Origin of the sequence: Legionella lytica, assembly GCF_044626755.1 — a bacterium.
GTDB lineage: Bacteria > Pseudomonadota > Gammaproteobacteria > Legionellales > Legionellaceae > Legionella > Legionella lytica_A.
In genome coordinates, this window is the sequence record NZ_JBGORX010000001.1 from 712,021 (window position 1) to 731,548 (window position 19,528).

Sequence of the window (19,528 nt, forward strand, 5' to 3'; positions counted from 1 at the left end):
TACATAGTTATATCAGGATTTTAAAGTATTGGCTAGACGTGGGATTAAAAGAGCTATTAACTTAGTTACAACTTTTGTCTAATTAAAATAACATGCGGTTGTGTTGGGTAAGTTGTAGACTTAATCATTTCATGAGGAAGAGTGATTTTACGGACATCAAAAGTGCTCTGGAGACTCGTCAAATAGTCTAGGGGATTAATCAAATTAGGAGTGTAACCTAGGTTATTGCGTGCCTTATTGATAGGATTTCTCGGATGTAGGCTACCAATCCATAATGGTTCTTTCGATTTGGATAAATGATAATTTGACTCCCAAATTCTTAACTCCAAAGTTAAATTAGATTTGCTATCCTTATAAATCATACTTAAACAAGGGGCTTTATTTTCATATAATTGTGTCAATAAAGGTAATTTAATATTGGTTGGTTGACTGTTTATCCACGTAAGTAAATTAGATAAAAATGATTCAGTATGTGCTGTCCATCCTTTTTGGGTCAGATGCTCCTCAAGGAGTTCGAGTTCGCCGGTAAATTCAATATTAAATAAACTAATTCTTTTCCCAATTCGATTCAATCTATAAATGGGTAACGCAGGTTTCTTCTGATTCCACCAAGCTGCTTCATCGAGAACAAACTCTTTATGATAGGGAGTATGGTTATATGAAAGAGTACGGAAATTAGTGTAGGTCGAAATCATGCTGGCAAAGAGAGTACACGCAAGCAGTGACAAAATCATATACACTGCATTGTTTACCGTCATTGGCTTTATAGACCATCGTCTATACAGTAAACAACAAAACAACCCGATCGTTGCCCCCGCAAAATAAGAGGCTAGTACATCAGTTAACCAATAGTCTCCTAGATAAAGTGCTCCAAAACCACTTAGAGCAAGAATACTGAACACAAAAGTTTTTAGTGTATTGGTGAACGCGGAGTAGATATTATTTATATAAAACAGAATAAACCCGTAAAAAGCAGAAGCTACCAGAATATGGTCTGCTGGATAGGAGGAGCCAGGCATGAGCACTAATAATCCAGGTGGTCTTGGGGTATATATAAAATGAGAAATTATAAATGCTGATAAAACACTGAAAAGAATTAAGCCGATACTATAAATTATTGCTTTATAATTCTGGCTATAAATAAACCAGCAACAGCTTACAATAAATAGGCAAGCTATTGTGATTGGAGAGGTCAGTTGAGTACAAAAAATGAAAAAAGCGGCTAATACCAAGGAATGAAAGCTTTGAATAAATAAATGCGTCGGAGTATTTAGTGTATTAAGCCATTGCCCTTGAAGTGTTAGTCCCGTAAAGACAATAAAGCAAGTCAAACAGAATAGCGTGATTAGAACAAGTGATGCAGTGGTATCGTGATTTTTCTCGCTTTTAGGCGTAATCGCTCGACATATAGGTGAGAATAAGGATTTCCGTTTTAATCGGTTAAGCCAGAAACTATGTAAGTTGCTTTTAAAGAAGTTACTTAATTTCACCACAAGCCATTTTATCATTAAGCTCAATAGCCAGAGAGCCCCCAAGAGGATGAGAATTATGACAAATAAATGGGTAGCCGAGTCTACTGATAATTCATGGCTGGCAGCCCCAATAACGACCCCAGGCATTACATAAAGTAGGGACCAACCAATAGCCGATAGGAAATTTGCGATCAGAAAACGCCATTGTGGCATATGCATTATTCCTGCAATGACTGGAATAATTGAGCGTAACGGGCCAACAAAGCGACCAATTAACACGCTTTTACCACCATGTGTTTCAAAAAAATCTTTGCCGTATTTGATCCAGGAAGGGTATTTTTTAAAAGGCCAAATATCGGTTAGCCGATCACTGTAAACGTAGCCGAGAGCATAGCTCAGGCTATCGCCGGCCACCGCACCAAGAGTGGCGGCAATCAGCGTCAAATCAATACGCATGGCACCTGAGCCTGCAAGCATTCCTATCGCCGTCATTGTAACGCTTCCAGGAACTATGCTGCCTATGATTGCTAAGGATTCAGCTAATGATATTAAAAAAGTAATGAGCAGTGCCCAATGTGGGTAATGTTGTAACCAATCTTTAAGTGGTGCTACATAATCTACGAACAAACTCATAGGGGCTCATTGGCTAAATTGTTGTAGAAAATATTGCGTGAATTGTTGATTAACGTCTTCTAACGAGACTTGAGGATAAAAATGACTGATTTGCGTCATTTCCATTTTAGCAAATCCACAAGGGTTAATTCCTAAGAATGGTTTTAAATCCATATCAACATTCAGTGCAATTCCATGATAGGTACATCCATTTTTGACTCGTAAACCAATAGAGGCAATTTTTTGTTCTTTGACATAAACTCCAGGAGCACCACAACGAACACTAGCCTCAATATTATAATGAGTTAAAACAGAGATTAAGGTTTGCTCCAATTGAGAAACTAAGGTTCTAACACCTAAATTTTTTCGATTTATATCCATTAATATGTAAGCAACTAATTGGCCTGGGCCATGGTAAGTTACTTGTCCCCCTCGATCAGATTGAACGACAGGGATGGAAGAGGGATTTAAAATGTGTTCAGGTTTTCCTGCTTGACCTTGAGTATAGACAGCAGAATGCTCCAACAGCCAAAGCTCATCATGAGTTTGGGCGTCACGATTCAAGGTGAACTCTTTCATCTGTAACCAAACATCACTATAGTTTTGAATACCCAGCTGTCGTATTTGCATTTATAGAACCATTTTAATATCGGGATGCTTAGTCACGTCTTGATAAAAGGCATCCAGCATCCCCTGATTTTCCGCATAAACAACAACCGTAATTGCTAAAAAATTATTTTCTTTACTAGGCTTATGAGTAATTTTCTCCTGCTCTATTTCTGGAAAATGTTTTAGCGTTATTTCCCTAATTTCCTCAAGGAACTTTGGGGAGTTTTTCCCCATTATTTTTATGGGAAAATGACAGGGAAACTCGATTAATGTTGTTTTAGTCATCTAATAACCTTAAGAGCCAAACCAGCTTCTAAATGTTAAGCGAATAGAGTCCTTCATGCGGGTAAAGAAACCTCCAGACTCTACATCTTGTAATGCATAAACAGGGCGAGTGGCCACAATGTTATTATCAAATTGTACAACTAAATCGCCAACTTTATCGCCCTTTTTAATTGGTGCTTCCAAATAAGAAGGGATTTTTGTTGATACGTTAAGACGTTGGTATTGACCCGTAGGGATTGTAATGAATTGCTCATCATTCAAACCAACAGATATTTTATCTGCAGTTCCTTTGTAAAGAGGAAGTTCGGTAACAGATTGACCTTTTTTATAAAGTTGATGCGTTTCAAAAAATCTAAAGCCATAGTTTAATAATTTTTCGCTATCGTCAGCACGTGATGAGTCACTTGGCTCACCTAAAACAACTGCTAATAGGCGCATATTGTCGCGTTTTGCAGAAGATACAAGGCAAAAACCTGCTTCATTGGTATGGCCTGTTTTTAAACCATCAACTTGATTATCACGCCATAAAAGACGGTTTCTGTTAGGCTGACGAATTCCGTTATAAGTGAACCATTTTTGTTTGTACCACTCATAATATTGCGGAAAATCAACAACTAAAGCGCGACCAAGAATTGCCAAGTCTTTTGCTGTTGTGTAGAGGTTTGCATCAGGTAAACCAGTACTGTCTGTGAAATGGCTGTTTTTCATGCCTAGGCTTTGTGCCTGTTGGTTCATTAGGTCTGTGAATGAGTTTTCAGTTCCCCCAACGTGCTCAGCCATCGCCACGCAAGCATCATTACCTGAATCAACGATAATTCCTTTGAGCAGGTCTTCAACAGGGACTTGCTGCCCTTCTTTAATGAACATCCGTGAGCCGCCTATTTTCCAGGCCTCTTTGCTCACACGAACCAAATCAGTCAAATGGATTTGTTCATGTTGGAGTGCATTTGAGACAACATATAAAGTCATCATTTTGGTTAAACTGGCGGGAGGCAAGCGTTCTTCGCTATTTTTCTCAGCAATAATTTTTCCACTGTTTACATCGATTAGAATATAGGCTTTCGCGTTTAGTATTGGAGCTGCTGGAGTAACCAATGGTTTATTAGTAACCGTTGGTGACGGTCTTTCCAGATCCGCATTAGGCGTTGGCCGTTCCAAGCTATCCGTACTCTCAGCAAAAGAGTTTGTTGATTGAACGAATAATGTGATAAGAAACAATGTAGTCAATAAAAAAGACGTTGCACGTGTCATGTTTTTACCTGATATGGGTTACAAAATGTCATATCTTATCACAGCCTAGTGCAGGCGACCAATTAAGAGTTCGATAAATATTGAATTATTTTCATAAAAACATACATATTTTGATATTGTTATCTAGGGTAATTTAATACAATGTACTTATTATTGGCTCATTTGGAATTTATGTAATCCTATGAGGTTTTTATTGGTTCGAGTTGGGTTAAATTTATATAACTATTGGTTTTTTTCCAGTTTATCCTTCGAAATTTCCTAATCTTTCTGTATATTACAGCAAACATTTATTTCAAATTGGAAATTTATGAGAAAGATACTTATTGCTGTAGCAATCTTATTATCAGGTTGCCAAACTACAAATCAGTCTCTTAACTCTGAGGTGCCAGGAAGCAAGCATACTGCAAAAAGTACCCAGCAGAATAGAAACCAATCGATTTATAATCGATATAAAAATAAAGGGGATCGCTACACTCAAATCCAGGATGGAGCTCCAATTAAAGAACGTAAAATTAGCTTTAAAGAACCTGTGCCAGCTAAAGAACCTTTAAGCCGGTATGGAAATCCTACTGAATATTATGTTGATGGTAAAACTTATCGGGTGATGACCAACACACACCGATATAAAGCGCGTGGAACAGCTTCATGGTACGGAACTAAGTTTCACAAACAACGCACGTCAAGTGGTGAGCCCTATGACATGTATATTATGTCGGCTGCGCATAAAACTTTGCCATTACCTACTTATGTGCGTGTAAAGAACCTGAATAATGGAAAAGTGGCTATAGTCAAAGTAAATGATCGCGGTCCGTTTCATTCTGATCGAATAATCGATCTTTCCTATGCTGCCGCATTAAAGTTGGGAGTCTTCCCCAAAGGTACTGCGCTTGTTGAGATTGAAGCATTGGCTGGTCCTGCAAGTGAAGGACGTTATTTTATTCAGGCAGGAGCTTTTGCAACATCGGCATCGGCAAATCAATTGAAAGCGAAATTAGATCGCCTATCACGCTCCCCGGTAACTATTGAACATTATAAAAAACACTATATTGTTCGAGTCGGGCCGTTTAGCAATAAGAATATGGCAGACGATTTAAAACAAAAATTAGCACAGAATGGTGTAAAAGGTTCTTTTTCTGTTTTGATTTAGCAGCGGTATATGGAATAATTAGCATAAATCGATGTAGAACTTGAAAAAACGTTATCCCAAGGGGTTTATGACGAAATACCTTTTGAAGGTGGCCTCTAAATAGCTTATAAGGCTTATGTTAAATTCAGAAGAGCTCAGATTGCTTTCGGGATGACATGCTTAGGTGATGTCAATTAGTTTAATTTTAATGGTGAGGTAGTCGATCAATGCATGAAGGCTCTGTCTTTTACACAATATTTTTAATTTTTGCTGGGGCTGCATTTCTATCGACGCTGGTATTGTATACCAAGCAATCATTACTCGTAGCCTATATCTTGCTTGGCGCCATACTTGGTCCCTGGGGGATGAAGCTGGTACCGGATGTAACTACGGTGCAGCAGGTAGGAGACATTGGAATTGTGTTCCTGTTGTTTCTCTTAGGTTTGCACTTACAACCGCAAAACCTAATACATATGCTTAAGAAGGTGACTTGGATTGCTTTGGTCAGTTCACTTCTGTTTGCTGTTATTTCTTATTGTATCGGTCGTTATTTCGGGCTTTCAGTAACTGAATCGTGGATTTTAGGCGGGGCGATGATGTTCTCGAGTACAATCATCGGCTTAAAATTATTACCCACAACCATCTTGCATCACCAGCATACGGGTGAGGTGATGATCAGTGTGCTGCTTATGCAAGACGTCATTGCGATTGTGGTACTGATTTTAATCAATGGGGCGCAAAAGTCCGGCGGACTTTCATGGGATGACGTATTCTTAGTAGGCCTTGCCTTACCCGCATTATGTTTGTTTGCATTTGCTGTTGAGAAGCATGTTTTAATTAGATTGTTAGCCCGCTTTGATAGAACTCAGGAATATGTTTTCTTACTGTCTATTGGCTGGTGTCTTGGACTATCGGTCTTGGCGCAAAAAATAGGCCTTTCTGAGGACATCGGTGCCTTTGTTGCTGGTGTTGCTTTAGCTGCAAGCCCGATCTCTCTTTTTATTGCGGAAAGCTTAAAACCCCTAAGAGACTTTTTCTTGGTAATGTTTTTCTTTTCTATTGGCGCAACCTTCAATTTTGGTTTTGCAGGACAAGTAATTGTTCCCGCAGTTATTCTGTCAGCGCTACTTCTTGTGATTAAGCCGGCTTTATTTTACCTGTTATTAGAAAAGTCAGGTGAAAAGAAACAAGTTTCCAAAGAAGTGGGCATTCGATTGGGGCAGGCTAGTGAGTTCTCTTTGCTTGTTGCAAGTATTGCATTAAGTTCTAAACTTATTTCAGAATTAGCTTCTAATCTAATTCAAGCAACAACTATTTTAACCTTTATTGTTTCTTCCTACTTAGTTGTGCTGAAGTATCCAACCCCTATTGCACTGTCTGATAAAATGCGTAAGGATTAATTATAATGAAATTATTGGTCATATTATTGTGCTTGTTTAGTGAACGTTTTTTGGTTCATACTATTTCTTATCAACGGTTTTATTGGTTTGGTAGTTATTATCAATCAATCAAAAAAATTGCAGACAAGCAGGTTTTTTTTAGTAATCCCTGGGCTTTGCTAGGGCTAATCGTATTGCCACTCATTGTTGCAACAAGTTTTATTTATTTGTTGCTCCATGGAATATTTTTTGGCTTTATGGGCGTACTTTTAAATATAGTATTGTTTTTTTACTGCTTAGGCCCACAGAATATTTTTTATCCTGTAACTAATTCTGAAACCGAGAGCAGTAATGAGCTGGCTGGCAATTATCTGTCTATGGTAAATCAACAGTTATTCTCGGTGATATTTTGGTACATTGTTGGTGGACCCGTTGTAATGGTGGCTTACCGCTTAATTGCTTTGTGTCGAACTATTGCTCCAGTTAGTTTTCAAGCCAATGAAGTTGCTGATTTACTTGAGTGGATTCCTGCGCGTTTGACGGTTCTTTTATTCTTGTTAGTTGGAAATTTTCAGCGTGGTTTTAAACTATTTTCTAACTACTTTTTAGCGAAGCCAGATTTCAATAATGAAATGATCCGCGAATGCGGTTTGCAAGCCGCACGCACGAATGATTCAGATGAAGTGCCTATGCCAGTAGCAGAAGGATTGGTAGAGCATGCGATTATTGTTACGTTGGTACTCATTGCGCTGTTTACATTGATTTCTTGGTTGTAATAGCACTCACTGGCGATACCTACCTGTGCCGACGCCCTTGAAGACGAGATCCAGAGAATCTGAGGTGATACAGGGTTCGCTGAATAAATCATAGAGTGTCGGGAAATCATGTTTTTAATTAGATGGATCCTTAGTCGATGAATTTTTTAATACGTATTTGTTTTTGTGTGCTATTACTTAGTCTCTTTGGCTGTGCATCTAAATCGGGGCTTAGGGGAACGGCTAGAGCTTTAGCTCAATGCAATGCAACATGCACGCAGCATTTTGAGTCTTGTAAGCAAAATTGTGTTGATAATTGTCCTACTTGCTCATGGAATTCAACACGCCAATCTGCAGCAAATTTTTCAAAATATGTGAATGAACGGAAAGTAGAGGGTAAAAAGGTAATGCGTGAGTTGAATTCTTACCGCGATCCACTACAATGCCGCAAAGTTACATGTGATTGCATCGCTGACTTAACAGCATGTAAACAAAGTTGTTCTGGTGTAATCCATAAACGATTACAAGCGATACCTAATTGTGTTTAATAGATAAAAAGAATGTCGGGGACATGTTCATGGCAAATGAAACTAATTTAGATTTGGATCCTATTGAAACGCGTGAATGGCTGGATGCCCTACAAGCTGTATTGACCAATGATGGTTCTGAGCGCGGAGCTTTTATTTTACAGCAGCTTTTAAATAAGGCTAATACTGAAGGGGTAAAGTTAACAAGCTCAGTTAATACACCTTATCGAAATACGATTAAAAATTATGAAGAAAAGCCGATCCCACCCGATGAGGGGATGGCGAAACGTATTAATGCACTGATTCGTTGGAATGCGGTAGCGATGGTATTACGTGCTGGAAAATATGCTCCTGAGCTGGGGGGGCATATTGCTTCTTATGCTTCTTCATCTACTCTCTATGAGACTGGTTTTAATCACTTTTTTAAAGGCCCCAATAGTGAAGGTGGTGGTGATTTACTTTATATCCAAGGCCATTCTTCGCCAGGTATTTATGCTCGTGCATTTCTGGAAGGCCGCCTGAATGAAAATCAATTAAGTAATTTCAGGCAAGAAGTTGAAGTAAATGGTTTGTCTTCATACCCACATCCTTGGTTAATGCAGGATTTTTGGCAATTCCCAACAGTTTCAATGGGCTTAGGACCATTACAAGCGATTTACCAAGCACGTTTCCTAAAATATTTGGAACATCGTGGTCTTATTAAAGAAACTGGTAGAAAAGTATGGGCGTTTTTAGGTGATGGTGAAACGGACGAGCCAGAGTCTTTAGGTGCTTTAAGTATCGCTGCTCGTGAGCAATTGGATAATCTTATTTTTGTGGTGAATTGTAATTTACAACGCCTTGATGGTCCTGTTCGTGGTAATGGTAAAATCATTCAAGAGCTTGAGCGCGTGTTCCGTGGTGCCGGCTGGAATGTGATTAAGGTGATTTGGGGCAGTCGTTGGGATCCTTTATTTGCAGTGGATAAAGAAGGTTGGATGCAAAAACGCATGGAAGAATGTGTTGATGGTGAATACCAAGCTTATAAAGCAAATAATGGCGCTTACGTAAGACAGCATTTCTTTAATCAATATCCTGAATTAAAGAAAATGGTTGAGCACTATTCTGATGATGACATTTGGCGCTTAAATCGTGGTGGTCATGATTCGCAAAAAGTATATGCTGCATACGCTGAAGCTGTCGCTCATAAAGGAACTCCTACTGTAATTCTTGCTAAAACAATTAAGGGTTATGGTATGGGGGCTGCTGGTGAAGGACAAAACATTACCCATCAGCAAAAGAAAATGACTGCAGATCAGTTAAAAGTATTTAGAGACCGATTTAATATCCCGATTACGGATGAGCAAATTGCTGACATACCATTCTACAAACCAGCAGATGATAGCCCAGAAATTAAATACCTTAAAAAGCAACGTGAAGCATTAGGTGGTTACTTACCTTCACGTACGACTAAAGTGGAGCCACTGAAAGCTCCTGAGCTGGCTGATTTTGCATCAGTTACCAAAGGCTTAGGTGAGCGTGAGATTTCTACTACGATGGCTTTTGTACGTATTCTAGGGACTTTATTAAAGAATAAAGAACTTAGTTCACGAATTGTTCCAATTGTTCCTGATGAGTGTAGAACCTTTGGTATGGAAGGATTATTCCGCCAAATCGGTATTTATTCTCCAGTTGGCCAGCTTTACACGCCAGTGGATCATGAACAAGTAATGTTCTATCGTGAAGCTAAAGATGGTCAAATTCTTGAAGAAGGAATTAATGAGGCCGGTGCTTTCTGTTCATGGATTGCTGCTGCAACTTCCTACAGTACCAATCAATTGACAATGATTCCTTTCTATATTTACTACTCTATGTTTGGTTTCCAACGTATTGGTGACTTGGCATGGGCTGCCGGTGACATGCAAGCTCGAGGTTTCTTGTTAGGTGGTACGGCAGGACGAACTACACTCGCAGGTGAAGGCTTACAGCACCAAGATGGCCATAGCCATATTATGGCATCAACGATTCCGAACTGTATTTGTTATGACCCAACTTATGCTTATGAGTTGGCGGTAATTGTTCAAAACGGTTTATATCGTATGTATGAAAAAATGGATAATGTGTTTTATTACATCACCGTAATGAATGAAAACTACATACAACCTGATATGCCTGAAGGAGTTGAAGAGGGCATTATTAAGGGGATGTATCTATTACAAGAAAGCAAGAAGAAAACAAACCAACATGTTCAATTAATGGGATGTGGGACTATTCTTCGGGAAGTAATTAAAGCCGCTGAGCTGCTTGAAGCCGATTATTCCATCACTTCAGATATTTGGAGCGTGACTAGCTTCAATGAATTACGCCGTGATGGTTTAGCCGTAGAGCGTTACAATGCGATGCACCCAGAGCAAAAAGCTCAAGAAAGTTATGTGACTGCCCAATTAAAAGGAAAACAAGGGCCTGTTATTGCTGCAACGGACTACATGCGTCTTTTTGCTGATCAAATTCGTCCTTTTGTGCCCAACCACTATGTGACTTTAGGTACTGATGGTTATGGACGAAGTGATACTCGCGAACGTTTACGTCATTTCTTTGAAGTTGATGCAAAATACATCGTATTAGCGGCATTGAATGCTTTAGTTGCTGAAGGCAGCATTGATAAATCTAAAGTAGTTGATGCAATTAAGCGTTACAACATTAATCCTGACAAGCTGGATCCAGTAACTCACTAAGAGACTCCACAAAGGTTAGAGCATGTTCTAACCTTTATCCAGACTACATTAGAGGACAGATATGGCAAATGAAATAGAGGTTAAGATCCCTGATATAGGTGGTTCTTCCCAGGTTGATGTAATTGAAATTTTGGTTAAGGTTGGCGATCAAATTGAGGTTGATACGCCATTAGTTACTTTAGAATCAGATAAAGCCAGCATGGAGATTCCTTCCGCAGTTGCAGGAACAATTACCAGCTTAAAAGTTAAGGTTGGAGACAAGGTTTCTGAAGGCGATGTGATTCTTTTAGCTACAGTAGACACTGCTAGTGTTGCTGCTAAAGAAGAGACGAAACCGAGTGAGCCAGTAGCTGAACGTAGTCCTGAGCCAACAGCGGCTCAAGAAACGTCTGCGACTGTAGAAAAAGAAATTGAAGTTAAGATTCCCGACATTGGTGGTGCCAAAGTTGATGTAATTGAAGTGATGGTTCAAGTTGGTGACCAAATTTCAGTTGATATGCCACTGATTACTTTAGAGTCTGATAAAGCCAGTATGGAGATACCGTCGCCAGTGGCAGGGACTATTACAAAGTTAAGTCTTAAAGTTGGTGACAAGGTTTCTGAAGGAGACTTAATTCTTCTTGCTACGACAATGGGCGCTGCCGAGCCAGCTCCAAAAGAAGAAGTAAAACCAGCTGCTGAAGCGCCCACTACGGCTCCTACCCCCGTAAGTGCTCAAGCAGCTGCTACTGAATATAGTTCTGAATCTGCAGCATTAGTTTCTGCAGGTCCTGCTGTTAGACGTTTAGCAAGAGAATTTGGTGTTAATTTAGCGGAGGTAAAAGGAAGTGGACGCAAAGGGCGTATTGCTAAAGAAGATATTCAAGCTTACGTTAAAGCGCGTTTAAGCGGACAACCTGCTTCTGGTTCAGGATCTTTCGGGATCCCAGCAGCCCCCGTCATTGATTTTACTCAGTTTGGTGAGATTGAAACAAAACCACTTAATAAAATTAAAAAGCTTACTGGTGTGAATGTGCATCGTTCATGGATCACGATTCCTCATGTGACTCAGTTTGATTCTGCAGACATTACTGATATTGAAGCATTTAGAAAAGAAGAAGCAGAACGTTCTAAAGATAAGGGTTATAAACTTACTTTATTGGCTTTTGTTTGTGCCGTAGTAAGCAAAGCATTGCGTACTTTCCCCCAATTTAATGCCTCTTTGGATGCCAGTGGTGCTAACTTAATTTATAAAAAATATTGCAATATTGGTATCGCAGTTGAAACGCCAAATGGTTTGGTTGTTCCCGTGATTAAAAATGTTGATAAATTAAGCATTGCCGAGATTGCTACTGAAATGGGACGTTTAAGTGCTAAGGCTCGTGATAAGGGATTAATGCCCGTGGATATGTCTGGTGGTTGCTTCACAATATCGAGTCTCGGTGGCATCGGAGGTACTTCATTTACGCCTATAGTGAATAGCCCTGAAGTTGCAATTTTAGGACTGTCCCGTTCAGAGATAAAACCTGTCTATGAGAATGGAGTGTTCCAACCAAGACTAATGTTGCCTTTATCACTCTCGTATGACCACCGAGTTATCGATGGTGCAGAAGCTGCACGTTTCACGCGTTTTATTTGTGATAGCTTAAGTGATATCCGACGAATTTTGCTTTAATAACTGATTAATAAATAAAGAGGTTTTTTCAATGGCTAGTAAAATAAAGACTGATGTTGTCGTATTAGGAAGTGGCCCTGGGGGATACACTGCTGCATTCAGAGCAGCTGATTTAGGAAAGAAAGTTGTTTTAGTTGAACGTTATGATTCACTAGGCGGTGTTTGCTTAAACGTAGGGTGTATTCCATCTAAAGCTTTATTACACATTGCTAAAGTTGTTGAAGAGGCGCATGAGATGGAAGATCAAGGCGTCAGCTTTGGCAAGCCAACCATGGATAATAAAAAAATGGTTGCTTGGAAAAATTCCGTTGTTAGCAAATTAACGGGTGGTTTAAAAGCGCTAGCTAAACAGCGTAAAGTTGAAGTGGTGACTGGCGTAGGTAAATTTTCTGGCACCCATCAAGTTACCGTTGATACTAAAGATGGTCCTGTTGAGGTTGAGTTTGAAAATGCAATTATTGCTGTAGGTTCTGAGTCAGTTAACTTACCATTCATTCCAGAAGACAAACGTATATTTAGTTCCACTGGGGCTCTAGAACTTGCTGATATTAAAGGCAGTTTATTGGTTCTAGGTGGTGGAATCATTGGTTTAGAAATGGCAACTGTTTATTCTGCTTTAGGCGTAGACGTAACTGTTGTGGAATTTATGGATCAATTAATTCCTGGTGCTGATGCTGACTTGGTTAACGTGTTACAAAAACGGATGACTAAAAAAGGCGTAAAATTCTTGTTGAAGACCAAAGTTACTGCGGTTGAAGCGAAGAAAGATGGCATTTATGTTTCTATGGAAGGCGAACACAAGACTGATACACCACTTTGCTTCCAACAAGTTCTTGTTTCTGTAGGTAGAAAGCCTAATGGTGGTATGATTGACGCTGAGAAAGCTGGCGTTAATGTTGATGAGCGTGGATTTATCAAGGTAGATAACCAACAACGTACCAACGTTTCACATATTTTTGCAATTGGGGACGTTGTAGGCCAACCTATGTTAGCTCATAAAGCGATCCCGGAAGGTAAAGTTGCAGCTGAAGTGATTGCTGGTAAGAAACATTTCTTTGATCCTAATTGCATTGCCAGTGTTGCTTATACTGATCCTGAATTAGCTTGGGCAGGTTTAACTGAAAAAGAAGCCAAAGAGAAGGGCGTTCGTTACGAAAAAGCAACCTTCCCTTGGGTTGCGAGTGGGCGTGCATTAAGTATGGGACGTGAAGAAGGGATGACTAAGTTGTTATTCTGCCCAGACACCAATCGTATTCTTGGTTCTGGTATTGTTGGCGTTAACGCAGGCGATTTGATTGCGGAAACTGCATTAGCGATTGAAATGTGCTGTGATGTGGAAGATATTGCATTAACGATCCATCCTCACCCAACATTATCTGAAACAATTGCTCAGGCAGCTGAAGCATTCGAAGGAACGATTACTGATCTTTATTTACCTAAGAAAAAGAAAGATTAAATATGTGTAGCCCGTATTTGCGTAGCGAACGGGGATTTACGTCTAAAATAACCCGTATTATGATTATTATCTAATACGGGTTATTTTCTTTAGGAGCACAAGGAATGATGTGGAATGTCCGCTGTATGCACGAATCTGATATAGATAAGGTTTATGCAATTGAAACCACGGTTCACATTACCCCTTGGAGTCGTACCATTTTAAGAGATTGCGTGCTGGTTGGCTATAACTGTCTCGTCCTTGAAACCAGAATGAATGACGATTGGGTACTTAGTGGCTACATGATTTGTAGACGCCGGGATCATGTGTGCCATATCTTAAATTTCTGCATTGCTAAAGAGTTGCAGTCACAAGGTTATGGGCGTAAGTTTTTAGAGCATGTGCTTGACTTGCTAAATAAGAGCAACGATTCGTATTCGGTTATGCTTGAGGTTCGACCAAGTAATGCCGCGGCATTACACCTTTATAAAAGCCTGGGATTTGATGAGGTGGAAATAAAAAAAGATTATTATAAAGATAATGACAAAGTAGAAGACGCAATTCTTTTAATGAAATTTTTACGGGTCTAAGATGCGTAACCTAGGTCCTTACTTGAAGGTAAACTCCTTAGGAGAGGCTGCATCATTTAAAAACTAAAAAAGTTAAGAAAAAGTGGCCTGTCAAGACTGTTTTTTCATTATTTCTTTGTTATCATACCCGACCCAGACAACTAGTCTGCTCACTCACCCGCCTGTGGATAACTTTCCTGAAAAACTCTTAATACACTCTAGCATACCTGCATATTATCAAGAAAATTCTTTTAAGACTCGTGTCTACACTGTGTTTTTGTGCTTTATGGGGCAAAAGGGGTTATCCACAAAATCTGTGGATAACCCTGTGCATAGACCTGTGAGTTATTTGAAAACCAACCATTTACGTGGGTGTGCTAATTTTAACCTCCATAAGGCTGGTATTTTGATAAATCTCAAACGATAAGTAGGATAGGCTTGAACCCCATTTAGGATGTTACAATTTTTTTACATGGTTTCAGGGCTGAACGACTTTACTGCTCATTGCGAGTTGTTCTTTTTACATTACAAATACTTTGAAGATAATAATTAATTTCTACAGGTATTCCATTTTCAGATAACGAGGTTTTAAAAAAATTAGTAGCGGCCTCTAAATTTTCTTGGTCGAGCACCACAAAATCAAGAACAGATTTCCCACTCATCACTGTATACAAAAACTTCCACTGTCTATTTAATTTTATGTTATGTCGTTGAATGACCCATGGCCTCAAAAGGGGATGTTCAATTTTTTTATAATTGATTCGCCTTGTTGCTTTAGTCAGTGAGGTATCCGTGAGCTTAATTTTTACCCCTCTAGCCAGTGCCAATTGCTCCAATTGCCGCAGATTTAAAGGGTAGGTTAAATGCCATTTAGCTAATGGATTCAGTATATACCGATGATAACTTTTTTTTCTCACTTCATAGATAATGATAAACATTAAATAAATAAGATAGCTTAAACTCATATAGGTATTGGTTGGGTTAAATTATTTACTAACATAAGTATAGCTGAGGTGGGTGCAAAAGATTCATTATCTATAGCTCTCTATTTTATAAAAATTAAATATAAATACCAAGTCAAGACTGTTTTTTACTTTTTTCTTTGTTATCATGTGCGAGCCGGAGTCTCCTTATTCCTGTCCCCAATCTGTGGATAACTTTTTTAGCTGCCTTTATATCTTCTCTTAATTAATAAATTCAAATTCTTGCTTAAGCCCTTTGCTGGCGCGGTTTTTATCTTCTATCCTCTGATTAAAGCATTTATGCTTTATCCACAAAATCTGGGGATAACCTTGTGTATAGTGTTGTGAATTACTTGATATATCAGTCTGTTTTTGGGTTGTGTCAAAATTCGACATAGCTACTTATAAGAGAACAGGGCGCGTACAATGATATTTAATTATTCACTATGAATTAGTGCTCGCCAAATTATCATGACAAACAGGAAGGGGATATGATACCCTTGCACACCGGTATTTCCTTGATTAAAAAACACATTTGTTGAGAAGAAATTCATGAGAAGAACTCGTTCCAAACCTAATCCCACCCCCCAAACCACTGAAATCGTTAATTTAAGTCATGACGGAAAAGGTGTGGCTCGTATTAATGGAAAAGCTACCTTTATTCAAGGGGCGTTACCTGGTGAAACGGTAGAGTTTCAATATACCCGTGTAAAAAAAGATTTTGATGAAGGGAAATTATTATCAGTGATTAAACCCTCTGCATTGCGTGTAGAACCCAAGTGTCCACATTATGCAATGTGCGGTGGTTGTTCATTACAGCACTTAAGCGAAAAAGAGCAGATTAATTTTAAACAAGAGCAATTAATCGATTTATTGGCGCGTTATGGTCATACTCAAGCAAAAACCGTATTGCCACCTTTAGTTGCTAATCATTGGAATTATCGTAATAAGGCCCGTTTAAGTGTGCGTTATGTCGATAAGAAGGAATCTTCAATGGTCGGGTTTAGAGAGCGAAATAATCCTCGTTATATTGCCGAAATTACCCAGTGTCCCGTTTTAAATGCACGGCTGGATCAAGATATTATTCCTCTAAGAAATTTAATTAATTCTATGGAAGATAAATACTGCATTGCTCAAATCGAAGTCGCAGCTGGGGATGAGGAAATTGGCCTTATCTTCCGTAATTTATCCGCATTAACTGCTGCTGATGAATTACGACTTCAGCAATTTGCAGAAGACTATCAGTATAAGATTTTCTTACAGCCAGCAGGCCCTGACAGTGTTTATTGTTTTTATCCACCTAATTCCAGTGAGTATCTATCTTATAGCTTGCCGGATTATCAAATAACTTACTCATTCCATCCGACTGACTTTACGCAGGTAAATTCAGAGTTAAATCGCTCAATGGTTGCACTTGCACTGGAGTTAATGGACTTAAAAAGTACAGATATCGTGCTAGACTTATTCTGTGGTCTAGGCAATTTTTCCTTACCAATGGCCAAATCTTGTGCCAAGGTATTGGGTGTTGAAGGCAGTGAAGCAATGGTTAAGCGCGCCTATATGAATGCGAAATTAAATCAGCTAAACAATGTCGATTTTTATGCCGCTAATTTAGATGATGTTCAAGAGGTACAAAAGTTAGTACAACAAACATGCAATAAGGTTTTAATTGATCCTCCACGTTCTGGAGCATTAGAAATTGTGAAGCAAATTGATGCCTTAAACCCCGAACGTATTGTCTATGTGTCTTGTAATCCCGTAACATTGGCAAGAGATACTGATATTTTAGTAAACGAAAAAGGTTATGTCTTGATTAAAGCAGGGGTGATGGATATGTTTCCTCACACAGCTCACGTCGAGTCAATCGCGTTGTTTGAAAAAGGATAATACTCATGGTTAGAGTCAAAGATACTGTTCCCCTGGCTGCGGATGGCAGCATTGATGTGAATTTATGGTTACATCAACTTGGTGCAAAAGGTTATTTGGACAGTATTGAACTCATCCGAAGTGCTTGTGCTTTAAGTCAATTGTCAGGGCAGGATCATGCTACAGAAACAGGGCATTCCTGTTTGCAGCAAGGGTTGGAGATGGCGGATCTGCTTGCGGATCTTGAAGTCGATCCCGAAACATTGGCCGCGGCAATTATTTTCGAAAATGTTCATTATGCTGATTTATCACTTGATGATGTTGAGGAGCAGTTGGGGTCCAATATTGCTAAGCTTGTGAAGGGAATTGAGCGCATGAGCGCCATGCATAGTTTTCAAGCCTTGAATAAATACCCACAAAATAAACATCAGATTGATAACATCCGTAAAATGTTATTGGCGATGGTCGATGACGTACGGGTTGTTTTGATTAAATTAGCTGAGCGTTTATGTATTCTGAGATCGACAGCTCATTTACCCGAAGCTTTGTGCATTCAATTAGCTACGGAAGCTATGGAAATTTATGCTCCCTTAGCCAACCGTTTAGGAATAGGGGCCATCAAATGGGAAATGGAAGATTTGGCATTCCGTCATTTACATCCTGCTGATTACAAAGCCATTGCCAAAGGATTAAAAGCGAAGCGTCTTGAGCGTGACAGTTTTGTTAATGACATCGTCGAACAATTAAATGAGCAGATCAAAAACAGCGGGATCGAACACTTTGCCGTGTACGGCCGCTCTAAGCATATTCACAGTATTTACAAAAAAATGACGCGTAAGAATGTAGCTCTGGATGAAATCTATGATGCTACTGCGGTGCGAGTTCTGGTAGAAACAGACCATCAATGCTATGAAGTATTGGGGATGGTACATACTTTATGGAAACAGATTCCAGCTGAGTTTGATGATTATATTATTAATCCTAAAGAGAATGGATATCAGTCATTACATACCGCGGTAGAATGCCCTGAAGGGCGGGTATTTGAAGTACAAATTCGAACCTTCCATATGCATGACTTGGCAGAAATGGGTGTGGCTGCGCATTGGAAATACAAAGAGGGTGGTGCTCCTCGCAAAGAAAGCCATGAACGCAAGATTGAATGGCTTCGTGATGTATTAGCATGGCATCGAGAAATGGCCAGCAATAAAGGCGTTCCTGAAAGTGCGACTACCGAATTTTTAGAAGACCGTGTTTACGTGTTTACCCCAGATGGTGATGTTTTAGATTTGCCCCAAGGCGTTACTCCTTTAGATTTTGCTTATCATGTACACAGTGATTTAGGCCATCGTTGCCGAGGAGCGCGTATTAATGGACATATCGTTCCGCTTACTTATCAATTACAGACAGGTGATAAGGTCGAGGTGTTAACAGGTAAACAAATTAAGCCTTCACGCGACTGGATTAATCCGCATTTAAATTATTTAAAAACCTCTCGAGCGAAGGCCAAAGTATTGCATTGGTTTAAGATGCAAGATTATGAGCGTAATATGCAAGAGGGCCGCGAGTTATTAGATAAGGAGCTCAAATCCTTAGGGATCAAATCAGATAAGCTCAATGAAGTAGTTAATGCGCTGCATTTCAAGAAGCTTGATGATCTTTATGCTAATTTAGGCCGTGGGGATATTAAACTTGGGCAGATTGTTAATAAACTTGCTCCTCCACAAACATCCGAAGTAAATCTAGATAAATTTGTTAGAGCCCAAGGAAAGCCCGAGGTCACTGGCAGTGATCTACGTATTGAAGGCGTAGGAAATTTACTGACCTTTATGGCCCGTTGCTGTCAACCTGTTCCTGGAGACAATGTGATTGGTTACATCACTCTTGGACGAGGGGTTTCAGTGCATCGTCAGGATTGTCCTAACATTATTCATGCTAATGAGCGACAAAAACAACGCTTTTTACAGGTAACTTGGGGAAGTGCTACTCGTGAAAATTATGTCGTGGATATTTTGATTAAAGCTTTTAATCGCTCTGAGTTATTGAAGGATGTGACTTCCTTACTGGCTAATGAAAAAGCCCATGTTTATGCTCTGCAAACGCAAAGCAACAAGCATGAGAATATGACATTTATTACCTTGACGGTGGATATCGATGGCTTGAGCAGTTTGTCACGGCTTTTGGCTAAACTGATGCAGATTCCTAATATATTGGAAGCAAGACGGCAAGTCTAGTCAGACCTTCGCAGCTACTTTGGGCCTAGTGCACTATAATTGGCGCGTAAGTGTTCAAGCTATCATCGTTGCCAATAAAGT

General features: G+C 39.4%; 15 protein-coding genes. 10 read left to right on the forward strand and 5 right to left on the reverse strand.

The window, feature by feature from the left end; all coding sequences use genetic code 11:
* Window positions 1-65: 65 nt before the first annotated feature.
* Genes ACD661_RS02970 through ACD661_RS02985 form a run of 4 tightly spaced genes read right to left on the reverse strand, consistent with a single transcriptional unit; the run spans window position 66 to window position 4,229 of the window.
* Window positions 66-2,105: a bifunctional DedA family/phosphatase PAP2 family protein gene (locus ACD661_RS02970; RefSeq protein WP_400186185.1), complete on the reverse strand. Its 2,040-nt coding sequence runs from the start codon at window positions 2,103-2,105 to the stop codon at window positions 66-68.
* A gap of 6 nt (window positions 2,106-2,111) precedes the next feature.
* Window positions 2,112-2,714, reverse strand: coding sequence for a lipoyl(octanoyl) transferase LipB (gene lipB, locus ACD661_RS02975; protein WP_400186187.1), 603 nt, complete (start codon window positions 2,712-2,714; stop codon window positions 2,112-2,114).
* Window positions 2,715-2,978 carry an HP0495 family protein gene (locus ACD661_RS02980; RefSeq protein WP_400186188.1) on the reverse strand — a complete coding sequence of 88 codons (264 nt, stop codon included), beginning with the start codon at window positions 2,976-2,978 and terminating at the stop codon, window positions 2,715-2,717.
* 9 nt (window positions 2,979-2,987) lie between these two features.
* A complete protein-coding gene (locus ACD661_RS02985) occupies window positions 2,988-4,229 on the reverse strand; it encodes a D-alanyl-D-alanine carboxypeptidase family protein (RefSeq protein WP_400186190.1) in 1,242 nt (413 codons plus the stop codon).
* A gap of 307 nt (window positions 4,230-4,536) precedes the next feature.
* Here ACD661_RS02985 and ACD661_RS02990 point away from each other — a divergent pair, with 307 nt between their 5' ends.
* From ACD661_RS02990 to rimI, 8 genes are all read left to right on the forward strand, one after another.
* The gene (locus ACD661_RS02990; RefSeq protein WP_400186191.1) at window positions 4,537-5,376 is read left to right on the forward strand and encodes a septal ring lytic transglycosylase RlpA family protein; all 840 of its coding nucleotides are present in this window, start codon (window positions 4,537-4,539) and stop codon (window positions 5,374-5,376) included.
* A 206-nt stretch (window positions 5,377-5,582) separates the two neighbouring features.
* Window positions 5,583-6,755, forward strand: coding sequence for a cation:proton antiporter (locus tag ACD661_RS02995; protein ID WP_400186193.1), 1,173 nt, complete (start codon window positions 5,583-5,585; stop codon window positions 6,753-6,755).
* Window positions 6,756-6,760: 5 nt separating this feature from the next.
* Window positions 6,761-7,510: a regulatory signaling modulator protein AmpE gene (gene ampE, locus ACD661_RS03000; protein WP_400186194.1), complete on the forward strand. Its 750-nt coding sequence runs from the start codon at window positions 6,761-6,763 to the stop codon at window positions 7,508-7,510.
* 137 nt (window positions 7,511-7,647) lie between these two features.
* Window positions 7,648-8,037 (forward strand): acyltransferase, encoded by a 390-nt coding sequence (locus tag ACD661_RS03005; RefSeq protein ID WP_400186195.1) that lies wholly within the window; start codon window positions 7,648-7,650, stop codon window positions 8,035-8,037.
* Window positions 8,038-8,066: 29 nt separating this feature from the next.
* Complete coding sequence (gene aceE / locus ACD661_RS03010) at window positions 8,067-10,730, forward strand: pyruvate dehydrogenase (acetyl-transferring), homodimeric type (RefSeq protein ID WP_400186197.1); 2,664 nt, start codon at window positions 8,067-8,069, stop codon at window positions 10,728-10,730.
* Window positions 10,731-10,791: 61 nt separating this feature from the next.
* The gene (gene aceF, locus ACD661_RS03015; RefSeq protein WP_400186199.1) at window positions 10,792-12,384 is read left to right on the forward strand and encodes a dihydrolipoyllysine-residue acetyltransferase; all 1,593 of its coding nucleotides are present in this window, start codon (window positions 10,792-10,794) and stop codon (window positions 12,382-12,384) included.
* A 31-nt stretch (window positions 12,385-12,415) separates the two neighbouring features.
* Complete coding sequence (lpdA, locus tag ACD661_RS03020; RefSeq protein ID WP_400186200.1) at window positions 12,416-13,840, forward strand: dihydrolipoyl dehydrogenase; 1,425 nt, start codon at window positions 12,416-12,418, stop codon at window positions 13,838-13,840.
* A 104-nt stretch (window positions 13,841-13,944) separates the two neighbouring features.
* On the forward strand, window positions 13,945-14,409 hold the full coding sequence (gene rimI / locus ACD661_RS03025) for a ribosomal protein S18-alanine N-acetyltransferase (RefSeq protein ID WP_400186202.1): 465 nt from the start codon (window positions 13,945-13,947) through the stop codon (window positions 14,407-14,409).
* A gap of 473 nt (window positions 14,410-14,882) precedes the next feature.
* On the opposite strand, the gene ACD661_RS03030 is transcribed toward rimI, so the two are convergent.
* On the reverse strand, window positions 14,883-15,353 hold the full coding sequence (locus ACD661_RS03030) for a hypothetical protein (protein ID WP_400186203.1): 471 nt from the start codon (window positions 15,351-15,353) through the stop codon (window positions 14,883-14,885).
* Between the two features lie 549 nt (window positions 15,354-15,902).
* Here ACD661_RS03030 and rlmD point away from each other — a divergent pair.
* Window positions 15,903-17,237, forward strand: coding sequence for a 23S rRNA (uracil(1939)-C(5))-methyltransferase RlmD (gene rlmD / locus ACD661_RS03035; RefSeq protein WP_400186205.1), 1,335 nt, complete (start codon window positions 15,903-15,905; stop codon window positions 17,235-17,237).
* Window positions 17,238-17,242: 5 nt separating this feature from the next.
* Window positions 17,243-19,447: a GTP diphosphokinase gene (gene relA / locus ACD661_RS03040; protein ID WP_400186207.1), complete on the forward strand. Its 2,205-nt coding sequence runs from the start codon at window positions 17,243-17,245 to the stop codon at window positions 19,445-19,447.
* The last annotated feature ends 81 nt before the right edge of the window (window positions 19,448-19,528 follow it).